The organism is Sphingobium sp. (assembly GCF_049304695.1).
Lineage (GTDB): Bacteria > Pseudomonadota > Alphaproteobacteria > Sphingomonadales > Sphingomonadaceae > Sphingobium.
This window is the reverse complement of sequence record NZ_JBAQOK010000040.1, coordinates 21,279-34,793: the sequence shown is the minus strand read 5'-3', so window position 1 is coordinate 34,793 and position 13,515 is coordinate 21,279. Positions and strand designations below refer to the sequence as shown.

Genomic DNA, 13,515 nt, shown 5'->3' with positions numbered 1-13,515 from the left:
TCCCAGCATCAGATCCGCCCGCCGCCGACGCGGGAACAGGCACGCCTCAGGGCCGAACCTGCCCCGTCCCCCGCACGATCCACTTGTACGTCGTCAACCCCTCCAGCGCGACCGGCCCCCGCGCATGCAGCCGCCCCGTAGCAATCCCGATCTCCGCGCCCAGCCCGAACTCGCCACCATCGGCGAACTGGGTGGACGCATTCCACATCACGATCGCGCTATCGACCGCATTGAGGAACCGTTCCGCCGTCCCGGCATCTTCGGTGATGATGGCATCGGTATGGTGACTGGCATGGGCGGCGATATGGGCGATCGCATCGTCCACCCCATCGACCATCCGCACGGATACGATGGCGTCGAGATATTCGGTGTCCCAATCGTCCGCCGTGGCGGGTGTGACGCGCGCATCCATCGCCTGCACCGCTTCATCGCCGCGCACCGCACATCCCGCGTCGATCAACGCCGTCACCAGCACAGGTGCCGCGCCATAAGCGCGATCGACCAGCACCGTTTCAGTCGCACCGCACACGCCAGTTCGACGCATCTTCGCATTGACCACCAACGCCTGCGCCATCGCCGGATCGGCCGCGCTATCGACATAGCTATGATTGATGCCGTCGAGATGCGCGAGCACAGGCACCCGCGCTTCTTCCTGCACCCGCGCGACCAGGCTCTTGCCCCCGCGCGGCACGATCAGGTCGATAAATTCCGCCGCACGCAGTAATGCGCCCACGACGGCGCGGTCAGTCGTTGGCACCAGTTGCACCACTTCGGCAGGCAGCCCCGCCGCGACGATCCCGTCCACCATGGCGGCATGGATCGCCCGATTGCTCTCCTTCGCCTCGCTGCCCCCGCGCAGGATGACGGCATTGCCCGCGCGCAGGCACAGCGCGGCGGCATCGGCCGTCACATTGGGGCGGCTTTCATAGATGATGCCTATCACGCCCAGCGGCACGCGCACCCGGCTGAGTTCCAGCCCGTTGGGCCGCACGCTTTTGTCGATGATGCTGCCAAGGGGGTTGTCGAGCGTCGCCACCTGATCCACGCCATCCGCCGTCGCCGCGACCCGCCCCGCGTCCAGCTTCAACCGGTCCAGCATCGCAGGCGACAGTCCGTTGGCGCGCGCATTGTCCATATCGCGTGCATTGGCGGCGATAATCGCCGGTGCCTGATCCCGCAAGGCTTGCGCAGCGCGGCGCAGGGCATCCGCTTTCTGCCCGTCGCTGGCCTGCGCAAGGATGGCGGCAGCGCCACGCGCACGCGCGCCCATCATCGCAATCAGCATTTCGGGGGTCTGGGTCAGGTCGTTCATATGCCTATCTCGCCAAAAAGGATGGCGGCGACTTAGCATGAAAGCCCGGCGCTGTGAAAGTCAGCTCCGACGACCGGGCCATGGGTCGCGTATGGCCCGGTCGGCGGCGGCAGGTCGACTGCCGTGCGACCATGCCTATCCAATGTCCGATCGCGGCGCATACCCCAACGGGGGTATGGCCGAAATAATTCACGACTTGGGCGGCTTGCACCCCTTGGCCGCTGCCAGCCCGCGCAGATAGCCGCGCCGGGCGACGCCTGCCGTCACCGCAGCCTCCAATCGCCGCTCCGCCGGGGCCGCACCGCTGATTTCGCGCACCAGCCCGCGAAAGGGAATGAGCGAATTGACGACCGTTTTGCCGACCGCCTCGGCAATCTTGCCCGTGCGATTTTCATTCGCCTGCGCACCGACGACGAAATCCTGCCCCAGCACCCCATTCAGTTCGCCCAGCGCATTGGTCAGCCCCTTGCATGTACGCGAAGCCGGCGGGGCATAGGGATTGTCTACAGCCTTGAGCAGCACCGGCGGAATCTGGTCCTTTTCCAGGCCTACGTCGCGCGCCGGCTGGCTGGCGATGGTGCCGGCCTTGCGCATCGTGTCGTCGCGCGGCCTGTCCTTGTCCTGCGCAGATGCGGCCCCCGATACGACACAGAGACTTATGGCAGCGATGATGATTTTCATGATGGTTCCTCCACCGCGCCAACCAGCGGGGGGCGATTTCGGTTCCATAACGAAACGATCTCCAGCGCCATACTTCTTTGTGCGCCAAAAAAAGACCTGATGGAGACAAGCCCGCTGCCCGTCGTTATGCGCTCAAAAGCCCCACAGGAGATGACCTGACATGACAGACGCGCCGATCACCATCGCTTCGGACATACTGAGCGCGGCGATCCACCCCCTTGGCGCGGAACTGACCTGGCTTAAAGATGCGCAGGGCCGCGACCTGATGACGGATGCCGATCCGCGCTGGTGGACCGGCCACGCGCCTTTGCTCTTCCCCTTCGTCGGCCGGTCGCGTGGCGACGCCTATCGGCTCGGCGGGCGGACCTATCCCATGCCCCAGCACGGCTTCGCCCGCCGCATGGACTTTGCCGTGAAGGAACGGACTGACGCATCGGTGCTGTTCCGCCTCGCCGCCGACAGCGCCACCCGCGCGGTCTATCCCTTCGACTTCCGGCTCGACATGGGCTTCACGCTGACGGGCGCGACGCTCCACATGACCGCGACGGTCATGAACCGGGGCGAAGCGACCATGCCCTTTTCCTTTGGCTATCACCCCGCCTTCGCCTGGCCGCTGCCCTATGGCGGCAACGTCGCGGACCATCGCATCCTCTTCGATCAGCCCGAACCCGCCCCGATCCGCAAGGTAGGCGCGGAACCCGGCTTGATCGCTCACGCCTCCGCTCCTTCCCCGGTCGATGGCGACACGCTCGTCCCGACCCATGCGATGTTCGAAGGGGACGCGCTCATCTGGGACGATCTGGCCAGCCGCTCGCTGCGCTGGGGCGTGCCGGGCCAGCCGAACCTCAAAATCGACTTCCCGGACACCCCATGGCTGGGCCTCTGGCAAAAGCCCGGCGCCCATTATCTGTGCATCGAACCCTGGGCCGGCATGGCCGATCTGGAAGGGTTCGACGGCGACGTATGGGACAAGCAGGGCATCCTATGCCTGCTACCGGGCGACAGCCGGTCCTTCCGCATGGACGTCAGCCTTGTGGACGTGTAACGGCGCATCCTAGATTCCGTTCGGGCTGAGCGAAGTCGAAGCCCTCCACTGAGCGCAGCGAAGTGCCTCGCCTCCGCTCGGCATGGCCCTTCGACTTCGCTCAGGGCGAACGGCCTTCATTACTCGCGACCCAGAAAATCATCATGACCATCCCATCCCGCCGCACCTTCGCGATCATTTCCCACCCCGACGCGGGCAAGACCACGCTCACCGAAAAGCTGCTGCTGGAGGGCGGCGCGATTCATATGGCGGGCGAGGTCAAGGCGCGCGGGCAAAACCGCCGCGCCCGGTCCGACTGGATGAAGATCGAGCAGCAGCGCGGCATTTCCGTCACCTCCTCGGTCATGACGTTCGAACGGACGCGCGATGGCGAAACCATCACCTTCAACCTGCTCGACACGCCGGGTCACGAAGACTTTTCGGAAGACACCTATCGCACGCTGACCGCCGTCGATTCCGCCGTCATGGTGATCGACGCGGCCAAGGGTATCGAGCCGCAGACGCGCAAGCTGTTCGAGGTGTGCCGTCTGCGCAACCTGCCCATCATCACCTTCGTCAACAAGGTCGATCGGGAGGGCCGCGAAACATTCGGCCTGCTGGACGAAGTGGCCGATCAGCTTCAGCTCGACGTCTGCCCGATGGGCTGGCCGGTCGGCATGGGCGGCGAGTTCGAGGGAATTTACGATTTCGCCACCAACCGCCTGATGCAGCCTGTCGGCCCGTCCAAGGAATTTGACGGCACCCGCCAGCAGTTCACCGGACTCGATGATCCGCGTCTGGCCGACTTCATCTCCCCGCGTGGCCTTGCAAAGCTGCGCGAGGAAGCGGAACTGGCGCAGGGCGGCTATGCCAGCTTCGACCTCGACCGCTATCGGCAGGGTGATCTGACCCCGGTCTATTTCGGGTCCGCGCTCAAATTGTTCGGCGTCACCGAACTCATCGACGCGCTCGCCGCCCACGCCCCGCCACCCCGCGCCCAGCCCGCCGAACCCGCCGCAGTCGAACCGGACGGCAGCGAAGTCACTGGCTTCATCTTCAAGGTGCAGGCGAACATGGACCCCATGCACCGCGACCGCATCGCCTTCATGCGCCTCGTCTCCGGCAAGTTCCGGCGCGGCATGAAGCTGACGCCTAGCGGTTCGGGCAAGCCGCTCGCCGTCCACTCCCCCATCCTTTTCTTCGCGCAGGACCGCGAACTGGCGGATGAAGCCTATCCGGGCGACATCATCGGCATCCCCAATCACGGCGCGCTGCGCGTGGGCGATACGCTGTCCGAAAAGCCCGGCCTGCGCTTCACCGGCCTGCCCAATTTCGCCCCCGAAATCCTGCGCCGCGTGCAATTGAAAGATCCCACCAAGACCAAGCAGCTACGCAAGGCGCTGGACGATCTGTCCGAAGAGGGCGTGATTCAGGTCTTCTACCCCGAAATCGGCAGCAACTGGATCGTCGGCGTCGTCGGCCAGTTGCAGCTTGAAGTCCTCATTTCCCGGCTGGACGCGGAATATAAGGTCGCGGCGGGCCTCGAACCTTCCCCCTTCGACACCGCTCGCTGGATCAGCGGCGACGAAACAGCGATCAAGGATTTCGTCGGCTTCAACAGCGCCCATCTGGCAAAGGACCGCGACGGCGCGCTCGTCTTCATGGCCCGCAGCGCATGGGACATTGGCTATCAGGAAGAACGCCACCCCAAGGTAAAGTTCAGCGCCACCAAGGAACGCTAACGCCCGCGCCTGCTGCGCTTATTTGCGCAGCAGGAACACCGCATGTTCGGCAAACAGATTGGCGTTCGCGTGCGTCGTTTCCCGGTCGCCCTTCAAAAACCATTGCCCGTCGATATGCCAGCCGCGCTCCTTCACCAGCGCGCGGAAATCGTCCACCGTCACATGATGGATGTTGAGCGTGTCATACCAGGTGTCGGGCAACAGCCGCGTCACCGGCATCCGCCCGCCCCACATCAACGATATGCGCCCGCGCCAATGGGCAAAGTTGGGGAAGGACACGAACGCCTGCCTCCCGATGCGCAGCAATTCCTCGACCACCAGATCGGGCCGCCGCGTCGTCTGCAATGTCTGGCTCAATATCGCATAATCGAAACTGGCGTCGGGATAATAGCCCAGATCCGTGTCCGCATCCCCCTGCACCACCGACAGCCCACGCCCCACCGCCGCCGCGACGTTCGACCCGTCAATCTCCAGTCCCCGCGCATCGACGCCGCTGTCGTCGCGCAGCGCCGCCATCAGCGCGCCCTCGCCGCACCCCACGTCCAGCACCCGCGCGCCACGCTTCACCGTGCGCGCGATCAGCGCCAGATCGGGCCGCAGTCCCGCGCTCACGCCCGGCCGCCCTTCAAAAAGCCATCCACCACCCGGTTGAGTTCGGGACATTCCAGCAGGAACGCGTCATGCCCGAACGGGCTGGACAGTTCCACGAAACTCGCCTGCGCGCCCCCAGCGTTCAGGGCATGGACGATGATCCGCGATTCGGTCGTGGGATAGAGCCAGTCGGTATCGAAACTAACCAAACAAAACCGCGCCTTGCTCGCCGCAAAAGCCCGCGCCAGCGACCCGCCATTATCCTCGGCAATGTCGTAATAATCCATCGCGCGGGTGATATAGAGGTAGGAGTTGGCGTCGAACCGCTCGACGAAACTCAGCCCCTGATGCCGCAAATAGCTTTCGACCTGAAAGTCCGCATCGAACCCGAACGTCTTGGCCCCACCCGGATTTTCCGGCCGCCCCTGCAACCGCCGCCCGAATTTCTCGGTCAGCCCTGCTTCGGACAGATAGGTGATGTGCGCGGCCATCCGCGCCACCGCCAGGCCTGCACTTGGCACCTGCCCATCGGCATAATAATCGCCCCCGCGCCACTGCGGATCGGCCATGATCGCCTGCCGCCCGACCTCGTGAAAGGCGATATTCTGTGCGCTGTGCCGCGCGGTGGAGGCAATGACGACGCAGCTTTCCACCCGTTCGGGGAAGAGCGTGGGCCATGTCAGCGCCTGCATCCCCCCCATCGACCCGCCGATCACCGCCGCCAGCCGATCGACGCCCAGATGGTCCAGCAAAGCCGCCTGCGCCCGCACCATGTCGGCGATCGTCAGCATCGGAAAGCGCATCGCATAAGGGGCGCCGGTCGCCGGATCGACGCTCGCCGGGCCGGATGATCCCATGCAACTGCCGATCACATTGGCGCACACGATGAAATGGCGCGCGGGGTCCACCGGCTTGCCCGGTCCCACCATGCGCCACCACCAGCCGGGCTTTCCAGTGACGGGATGGTCGGACGCGACATATTGATCGCCGGTCAGCGCGTGGCACAGCAGGATGACGTTGCTCCTGTCCCCATTCATCGCGCCATAGGTTTCATAGGCGATATCGATGGGGCCAAGGCTCGCGCCGCTCGACAGCGGCAACGGGCCGGGCAGGCGCACCTGCCGACGCAGACCGAACCGACTGTCTTGGGAAAGGGGAACGCTGGCCATGGCCCGCTCGCGCTAGGACCGCTGTTCCCCCCTGTCAATCTGGCGCTGTCAATCTGGCGCTGTCAATCTGGCGCTCGCGACGCACCATGCCTAAATAGGTCGCCATGACCTATCCCGATCGTCCGCCCGTCGTCGCCTATGGCCGACTCAACCCCTATCTGATGGAGGGGCTGGAACGCCGCTTCACCGTCCACAGCCTGCCTGCCGACGCGGACCTGACGACCCTGCCACCCCATGTCCGCGCAGCCCGCGCGCTGGTCAGCTTCGGATCGACCGGCGCATCCGCTGCCGTCATGGACGCGCTGCCCGCGCTGGAAATCATCGGGCTGTTTTCGGTCGGCTATGACAAGGTCGATGTCGATCATGCCCGCGCCAAGGGCATCCGCGTCAGCAATACGCCCGACGTCCTGACCGATGACGTCGCCGATCTGGCCGTTGGCCTGCTCTACGCCACGATCCGCAACATCGCCGCCAACGACCGGCTGGTGCGATCGGGCGCGTGGGAACGGGGCGAGGCGCCAGCCCTGTCCGCGCGCGTCACCGGCCGCCGCATCGGCATATTGGGCCTCGGCCGTATCGGCCGCGCCATCGGCAAAAGGCTGGAGCCAGTCGCAGGCCAGATCCTCTACCACAACCGACGCGAAGCCACCGACACCCCCTACACCTATGTCGCCGACGCCATCGACTTCGCGCGCCAAAGCGACGTCCTGATCGTCGCCACCTCCGGCGGGCCGGAAGCCGCCAGTCTGGTAGACGCCGCCATGCTCGAAGCGCTGGGACCGGAAGGGGTCATCATCAACATCAGCCGGGGCAGCGTAATCGACGAAGACGCACTCGTCGCCGCCCTAGCCGACAAACGCATCGCGGGCGCAGGCCTCGACGTCTTCGCAGCCGAACCCCATGTGCCGCCCGCCCTGCTGACCATGGACAATGTCGTCCTCCAACCCCACCAGGGCAGCGCCACCGTCCACAGCCGCAAAGCCATGGCCGACCTCGTCCTCGCCAACCTCGACGCCCATTTCGCAGGAAAGCCGCTGCTCACGCCGGTGGTGTAGGGTCGTACAATCCCTCCACCCGTCATCCCCGCGCAGGCGGGAATCCATCTCCCGCGTTTTGACTTCGAGAGATTGGTAGATGGGTTCCCGCCTTCGCGGGAATGACGAAATGGGTGGATAGGGAACGGTCCGGTTCAGCTTTCAAATCCCAATTTCTCCGACACGCTCGATGCCACAGGTTCCGTCTCCATAGTGCACAAGACCCGCTTCAACGGTCTTAATCATGACGCCTGTTGATGGGATGTCACCATCGTTCAAATCGACAGGTTGCGGATTGAGATGCTCGTATCCCTCGGCAAATTCCCGACTGTCAAAGTCGCAAACGATCACACCGCACATGCCATCAGCAACAACCTTGTCGCCAAGCTTCATCATTTGCCCTGAAATGTATCGCATAGCTGCCTCCTGAATGCGTTTAAGCAGGCAGTAGCCAAGGTCCGCAATCGGGAATGTTACTTGCAATGCTGAACGGCATAAATTGGTCGCATCCGGTCATCCACCCTCCTTGCAGGGCAAGATAATCCGGTCGCTTTATGGGCGCCACTCGCCACCTACCACCTTCGGTCATCCCGGACTTGATCCGGGATCCCGCTTTCTTTGAAAGGCGCGTGGAGCAGCGAGACCCCGGATCAAGTCCGGGGTGACGATGATGGTGAAGGCCGATTCTGCTCGCTTTTAGCAACCCGCATCCCCCCCCCTTTCAAAATAGGATTTCCTCTGATCTATCCTTGCCGATGGAAATCCCGCCCCGCCCCACCACCGCCCGATCCCGTGTCGCGTGCGTGTCGCCTGCGTGTCGCGCCGATGGCGCGTCATCGGCGCGCGATCGCCGCGTCACTGTGACCCACCAGACGCGCTACTGTCGCGTCCCTGGCGCATATCTGTCGCAACAGCGGCACTTCCGGCCAAAAAAGCACTACGACATTGTGAACTTCGCCCATGACCCCAACAGTGATCCCCAAATCCGCACCCCACTTTGCCTTTCCCACGGAACCGGCTAAAGCCCGCTCCCATGACTGACACCCGTTCGACACCCGCGCCCAAGGACTGGATCCTGGGCATTTCGCCTTATGTGCCCGGCAAGTCCGCCGCCGACGATGGCCGCCCGCTCATCAAGCTGTCCGCCAACGAAAATCCGCTGGGCACCGGGGCGGCGGCGCGCGCCGCGCTGGTCGCCGCCACGGCGGACCTTGCCACCTATCCCGATCCGTCCGCGACGAAGCTGCGTGAGGCGATCGGCGCGGTGCATGGGCTGGAACCGGAACGGATCATCTACGGCACAGGTTCTGACGAACTGCTCCATATCGCGGCCAGCGCCTATGCCGGGCCGGGCGATGAAATCCTTTACGTCCGCTATGGCTTTGCCGTGTACGACATCGCCACCCGGCGGGTCGGTGCGACCCCCGTCGTCGCCCCGGACAAACATTATGCGACCGACGTCGACGCGCTGCTCGCCGCCGTCACCGAACGCACGAAGGTCGTGTTCCTCGCCAACCCCAACAACCCGACCGGCACCATGACCAGTCGCGAAGAGATTGCGCGCCTCCATGCGGGCCTTCGCCCAGACATATTGTTCGTGCTGGATCAGGCCTATGCCGAATATCTTGACGCGGACGAGGATGACGGCGGGCTGGAACTGGCGCGCACGGCGTCGAACATATTGGTCACGCGCACCTTTTCCAAAATCCATGGCCTGGCCGCCGAACGGATCGGCTGGGGCTATGCCAGCGCCGAAGTGATCGACATCCTCCACCGCATCCGTGCGCCCTTCAACGTGACGACCGCAGGTCAGGCCGCCGCCATCGCCGCGATCTCCGACGCCGCCTGGGTCGAATCGAGCCGCACTCACACGGCACGCTGGCGCGACTGGCTGGCGAACGAAATCGGCGCCCTGTCCAATCACGGTCTGCGCGTCGTGCCGAGCAAGACCAATTTCCTGCTGATCCTGTTCGACGGCAAGCTGACCGCAGAAGCCGCGATGAAGGGCTTGTGGGACGCAGGCTACGCCACCCGCTGGCTGCCCGGACAAAGCCTGCCCAACGGCCTGCGCATCACCATCGGCACCAAGGCGCAGACCCGCGCGGTCGCCAACACGCTGCGCGCCATGGCGGAATCGGCCTGAACCGATGCTGCCTTTCGCCCGCATCACCATCATCGGCCTTGGCCTGATCGGGTCGTCGCTGGCCCGCGCGATCCGGGCAGAAATGCCGACGGTGCGCGTCACTGGCCATGACGCCGACCCGGCGGTGCGCGACACCGCACGCCGCATCGACCTGTGCGACGACATCACCGACACGGCGGGCGCGTCGGTGACGGACGCCGATCTGGTCATCCTGTGCGTGCCCGTGCGCGCCATGGGCGCGGCGGCGGCGGAGATTGCCGAAGACCTGCCTGCCGACGCGATCGTCAGCGACGTGGGATCGTGCAAGGCGGACGTGCTCGCCCAACTGAACGCCGCACTGCCCGGCCGCACGATCATCCCGGCGCATCCCGTCGCGGGAACCGAAAACAGCGGACCGGAAGCAGGCTTTGCCACCCTGTTCAAGGGCCGCTGGTGCATCGTCACTCCCCCCGCCGATGCGGACCCCGCCGCCGTTGAGCGCGTGTCGGAACTATGGCGCCGGGTCGGCGCCGACGTCGAAACGATGGACCCGGCGCATCACGATCTGGTGCTGGCCGTGACCAGCCACCTGCCCCATCTCATCGCCTACACCATCGTCGGCACCGCCAGCGATCTGGAAAATGTCACCCAGTCGGAAGTCATCAAATATTCCGCAGGCGGCTTTCGCGACTTCACCCGCATCGCCGCGTCGGACCCGACCATGTGGCGCGACGTGTTCCTGGCGAACAAGGACGCGGTGCTCGAAATGCTTCAGCGTTTTTCGGAGGATCTCTCAGCGCTGCAACGCGCGATCCGCTGGAACGACGGCGACGCCCTGTTCAACCTGTTCACCCACACCCGCGCCATCCGCCGCTCGATCATCGAACAGGGTCAGGACGATGCCAAGCCCGACTTCGGCCGGGCGCACTAATCGACGGTCAGAGCAGACGGAGGGTTAAGCGCGTTGATCGCAGCATGGACGCGTTCCTCCGCCTCCCGCCGGTCCAGCCCCGCCGGCACGATCTCGCCCACCTTATAGGTAATGACGCCCGCTTTCTTCCTGAAACTGCCCCGTGGCGACACTGCCCCGCTGTCGAGCGCAATCGGCACGACCGGCAGCCGCAACAGGGTGTAAAGCCCCGCAAAACCCGCCCGCAACGGCGGCGCTTCGCCATGACGAACGCGGGTGCCTTCAGGAAAGATCAGCACCGCCCGCCCCGCCGCATTGGCCGCCTGCGCCTGACTGCGCAGCGTACGCATGGCCGACGCCCCGCCGCTCCGCTCGATAGGGATCAGCCCATAATAGGTCGCCACCTTGCCCCACAGCGGAATGTCGAACAATTCCCGCTTGGCGGCAATGACCGGACGGTCGAACACGGTCAGCAGGTCGATCGTCTCGAACATCGATTCATGTTTGACGATGTAGAGATACTCGCCAATCGGCAGATCACCGACGATCCGCACCCGCTGCCCCAGCAACCAGCGCGCGCACAGGCGATGATAGCGGCTCCACCCCTTGGCAATCTTCTGCACCGCCGACGGCGAAAAGGGTCCGCAGGCCAGCGCCGCCAGCACGAACATCAGGCTGCCGGGATAAAATGCCACCATGAAGGCAAGGGAACGAAGCGGGGTAATCATGAAATGCCCAAGCCTTCAAACGCCAAGGAGCGCCGCAACCCGGCGCAGCAGATATTTATTATATTCCCGCGCCAGCACGGTCAGGCTGGGACGGCTGGGCACCGCGTCGTAGAGGATCGTCACCCGATCGGGCAAGGCCTGATGCAGTTCCAGCGCGGCGCGGCGCATATGCCAGTCAGTCGTAATCAGGCGCACCGTCTTATAATCGCGCCGCTCCAGCCAGTGCGCCGTTTCGATCCCGTTGGACCGCGTGTCGATCGCCTCCCGCCCCAACGTGATGCAGCAGGTGAACAGGCTCTCGCGCGCCTTATATTCCGCCGCCAGTTCGCCGGGCCGCACCGATCGATCAACGCCAGAGATCAGCATCCGCTTCGCCGCGCCATCCTCCAGCAGGGCGATACCCCGGTCGATCCGCCCCGCCCCGCCTGTCAGCACGACGATCGCATCGGTCGGTCGCCCATCGAGGGGCTGGGGCAGAAAGACGCCGAACCAGGCAAAGCCCAGCATCCAGCCAAGCAGCATGAGCGCGATCAGCCGGACGATCACAACGCCCGCCCCAAGGCCCGCAACACCGTCCATCGCGCCGCCAGCGTCGCCAGCACAACACCACCGACCGGCAATGCTGCCAGCAACACCCATCCCGCCCAGTCCAGATTCACCGCGCCCAGCAGTTCCGATCCCGTCGCCGACAGCCGCAACCCGATAATCAGGATCGCCAGCAACGCAAAGGCAAAGCCCAGCGCCCCGCCCATCATCGCGTCCAGACCGATACGCCGCTGAAACAGCCGGGCGATCTGCACATCGGTCGATCCCATCAGGTGCAGCACGTCAATGGTCGTGCGATGGCTGTCATGCGCGCCGCGAGCCGCCAGCACCACGACGGCCCCGGTCGCCAGCCCCATCAACACAACGACCGCCACCGCCAGCCAGCCAAGCGCCGACAGCAGCCCGGCCAGCGGCAACAGGAATGCGGCATGCGGCTCGATACGCAGACGCGGCGACAGGCCGCCGAGCAGCCGACGCAGATGCGCGACCTTGGCGGCGGCATCACCCGGCGTCAGCGTCACGTCGATCAACGCAGGGACGGGCAGTTCGCCGCTGGTGGCGTCATCGCCCAGCCATGGCCGCAACTGATCGGCCAGCACGGCGGGATCGACCGGGATCGCCGTGCGTACGCCATCCGCGCCACGCAGTGCAGCCAGCGTGCGTGTCGCCAGCCGCGCGCGCGCCTGCGCATCCGCCTCCACCACCTGCACGCTGGCTCGCCCGGCCAGGTCCGCGCTCATCGCCCGCACTGCCGCGCCCAGCCCCAGCCCGGCGGCGGCCGCCAGCACGGTCAGGAACATCATGATCGCGATGATCCACGGCATCGGCCCCGCCCCGCGTCCACCGGGCAGCAGGCGATGCCGCGCAGCCCCAGACGCACGACGATCGGCGCGCGTCGCCATCATTCGGCGTCCGGTCCGCGCGGCGGATAACGCAGCGAACCTGTCGGATCGGCCAGCCGCCCCTTGTCCAGCCGCATCATCTGCGCCCCCGTCACCTGCGCCATCAGCGGCAGGTCATGGGTGGCGACGACGATCGTCGTACCCAGCCGATTGAGCGCTTCGAACAGGGTCATCAATCGGCGGGCCATGTCCGCGTCGACGTTACCGGTCGGTTCGTCCGCCACCAATATTTCGGGGCGACCGATCACCGCGCGGGCAATGGCGACACGTTGCTGCTCGCCACCCGACAGGGTCGCGGGCCGCGCCTGACCCCGATCACCCAGGCCAACCCAGTTCAGCATTTCGCTGACCGGCGCGTCGATCTCCCTCTCCTGCATCCCCGATACCCGCAGAGGCAGGGCGATATTGTCATAGGCGGACAGATGCGGAACCAGACGGAAATCCTGAAACACCACGCCGATGCGGCGGCGGAAGCCGGGCAATCGCTTGCGCGGCAGCGTCACGACATCCTCGCCGAACAGGCGGATGACGCCCCGGCTGGGCCGTTGCGCCAGATACAGCAATTTAAGCAGCGACGTCTTGCCCGCGCCGGACGCGCCGGTCAGGAAATAGAAGCCGCCGCCGTTCAGCGAAAAGCTGACATCGGTCAGCGTTTCACTGTCCAGACCATAGCGCAGGCCGACATTTTCGAACTGGACGATGGCCGACATGTGTGGATGACGCGCGTCATGCGCTCCCTGCTTCCCCGGAGTTA

Annotated in this window: 14 protein-coding genes; 5 read left to right on the top strand and 9 right to left on the bottom strand. The window is 65.1% G+C overall.

The annotated features are described in order from the left end of the window. Positions 1-46: 46 nt before the first annotated feature. Both WA070_RS05570 and WA070_RS05565 read right to left on the bottom strand, forming a co-directional pair. Entirely contained in the window at positions 47-1,312 is a 1,266-nt protein-coding gene (locus tag WA070_RS05570) for a glutamate-5-semialdehyde dehydrogenase (RefSeq protein ID WP_422633130.1), read from the bottom strand. Positions 1,313-1,501: 189 nt separating this feature from the next. Next, positions 1,502-1,993, bottom strand: coding sequence for a hypothetical protein (locus tag WA070_RS05565; RefSeq protein ID WP_422633129.1), 492 nt, complete (start codon positions 1,991-1,993; stop codon positions 1,502-1,504). A gap of 160 nt (positions 1,994-2,153) precedes the next feature. Here WA070_RS05565 and WA070_RS05560 point away from each other — a divergent pair, with 160 nt between their 5' ends. Together WA070_RS05560 and WA070_RS05555 are read left to right on the top strand one after the other, a co-directional pair. Continuing rightward, positions 2,154-3,038: an aldose 1-epimerase family protein gene (locus WA070_RS05560; RefSeq protein ID WP_422633128.1), complete on the top strand. Its 885-nt coding sequence runs from the start codon at positions 2,154-2,156 to the stop codon at positions 3,036-3,038. Positions 3,039-3,181: 143 nt separating this feature from the next. After that, complete coding sequence (locus WA070_RS05555; protein ID WP_422633127.1) at positions 3,182-4,759, top strand: peptide chain release factor 3; 1,578 nt, start codon at positions 3,182-3,184, stop codon at positions 4,757-4,759. 18 nt (positions 4,760-4,777) lie between these two features. Here the strand turns inward: WA070_RS05555 and metW are convergent, their stop codons facing one another. Next, positions 4,778-5,371, bottom strand: coding sequence for a methionine biosynthesis protein MetW (gene metW / locus WA070_RS05550; RefSeq protein ID WP_422633126.1), 594 nt, complete (start codon positions 5,369-5,371; stop codon positions 4,778-4,780). Then, complete coding sequence (gene metX / locus WA070_RS05545) at positions 5,368-6,519, bottom strand: homoserine O-acetyltransferase MetX (protein ID WP_422633125.1); 1,152 nt, start codon at positions 6,517-6,519, stop codon at positions 5,368-5,370. The genes metW and metX overlap by 4 nt, the downstream gene beginning before the upstream one ends. Positions 6,520-6,623: 104 nt before the next feature. Here metX and WA070_RS05540 point away from each other — a divergent pair, with 104 nt between their 5' ends. Further along, a complete protein-coding gene (locus WA070_RS05540; protein ID WP_422633124.1) occupies positions 6,624-7,574 on the top strand; it encodes a 2-hydroxyacid dehydrogenase in 951 nt (316 codons plus the stop codon). A 141-nt stretch (positions 7,575-7,715) separates the two neighbouring features. On the opposite strand, the gene WA070_RS05535 is transcribed toward WA070_RS05540, so the two are convergent. Beyond that, positions 7,716-7,970, bottom strand: a complete 255-nt coding sequence (locus WA070_RS05535; RefSeq protein WP_422633123.1) for a hypothetical protein — start codon at positions 7,968-7,970, stop codon at positions 7,716-7,718. 616 nt (positions 7,971-8,586) lie between these two features. On the opposite strand from WA070_RS05535, the gene hisC reads away from it, so the two are divergent. Continuing rightward, a complete protein-coding gene (gene hisC / locus WA070_RS05530; protein ID WP_422633122.1) occupies positions 8,587-9,696 on the top strand; it encodes a histidinol-phosphate transaminase in 1,110 nt (369 codons plus the stop codon). 4 nt (positions 9,697-9,700) lie between these two features. After that, the gene (locus tag WA070_RS05525) at positions 9,701-10,606 is read left to right on the top strand and encodes a prephenate/arogenate dehydrogenase family protein (RefSeq protein ID WP_422633121.1); all 906 of its coding nucleotides are present in this window, start codon (positions 9,701-9,703) and stop codon (positions 10,604-10,606) included. On the opposite strand, the gene WA070_RS05520 is transcribed toward WA070_RS05525, so the two are convergent. The 4 genes from WA070_RS05520 to ftsE are packed head-to-tail and all read right to left on the bottom strand — an operon-like array spanning position 10,603 to position 13,471. Beyond that, complete coding sequence (locus WA070_RS05520; RefSeq protein ID WP_422633120.1) at positions 10,603-11,313, bottom strand: lysophospholipid acyltransferase family protein; 711 nt, start codon at positions 11,311-11,313, stop codon at positions 10,603-10,605. The two genes, WA070_RS05525 and WA070_RS05520, sit on opposite strands and share 4 nt — an antisense overlap. Before the next feature lie 15 nt (positions 11,314-11,328). Next, entirely contained in the window at positions 11,329-11,859 is a 531-nt protein-coding gene (locus WA070_RS05515) for a YdcF family protein (protein ID WP_422633241.1), read from the bottom strand. Next, positions 11,856-12,761, bottom strand: coding sequence for a cell division protein FtsX (locus WA070_RS05510; protein WP_422633240.1), 906 nt, complete (start codon positions 12,759-12,761; stop codon positions 11,856-11,858). The genes WA070_RS05515 and WA070_RS05510 overlap by 4 nt, the downstream gene beginning before the upstream one ends. Further along, the gene (ftsE, locus tag WA070_RS05505; RefSeq protein WP_422633119.1) at positions 12,761-13,471 is read right to left on the bottom strand and encodes a cell division ATP-binding protein FtsE; all 711 of its coding nucleotides are present in this window, start codon (positions 13,469-13,471) and stop codon (positions 12,761-12,763) included. The genes WA070_RS05510 and ftsE overlap by 1 nt, the downstream gene beginning before the upstream one ends. Positions 13,472-13,515 lie beyond the last annotated feature (44 nt).

Coding starts and splice junctions, on each gene's coding strand:
- ftsE (WP_422633119.1), bottom strand. CDS start 13,471: ATGTCGGCCATCGTCCAGTTCGAAAATGTCGGCCTGCGCTATGGTCTG.
- WA070_RS05525 (WP_422633121.1), top strand. CDS start 9,701: ATGCTGCCTTTCGCCCGCATCACCATCATCGGCCTTGGCCTGATCGGG.
- WA070_RS05535 (WP_422633123.1), bottom strand. CDS start 7,970: ATGCGATACATTTCAGGGCAAATGATGAAGCTTGGCGACAAGGTTGTT.
- WA070_RS05570 (WP_422633130.1), bottom strand. CDS start 1,312: ATGAACGACCTGACCCAGACCCCCGAAATGCTGATTGCGATGATGGGC.
- WA070_RS05555 (WP_422633127.1), top strand. CDS start 3,182: ATGACCATCCCATCCCGCCGCACCTTCGCGATCATTTCCCACCCCGAC.
- WA070_RS05510 (WP_422633240.1), bottom strand. CDS start 12,761: ATGGCGACGCGCGCCGATCGTCGTGCGTCTGGGGCTGCGCGGCATCGC.
- hisC (WP_422633122.1), top strand. CDS start 8,587: ATGACTGACACCCGTTCGACACCCGCGCCCAAGGACTGGATCCTGGGC.
- WA070_RS05565 (WP_422633129.1), bottom strand. CDS start 1,993: ATGAAAATCATCATCGCTGCCATAAGTCTCTGTGTCGTATCGGGGGCC.
- WA070_RS05560 (WP_422633128.1), top strand. CDS start 2,154: ATGACAGACGCGCCGATCACCATCGCTTCGGACATACTGAGCGCGGCG.
- metX (WP_422633125.1), bottom strand. CDS start 6,519: ATGGCCAGCGTTCCCCTTTCCCAAGACAGTCGGTTCGGTCTGCGTCGG.
- WA070_RS05520 (WP_422633120.1), bottom strand. CDS start 11,313: ATGATTACCCCGCTTCGTTCCCTTGCCTTCATGGTGGCATTTTATCCC.
- WA070_RS05540 (WP_422633124.1), top strand. CDS start 6,624: ATGACCTATCCCGATCGTCCGCCCGTCGTCGCCTATGGCCGACTCAAC.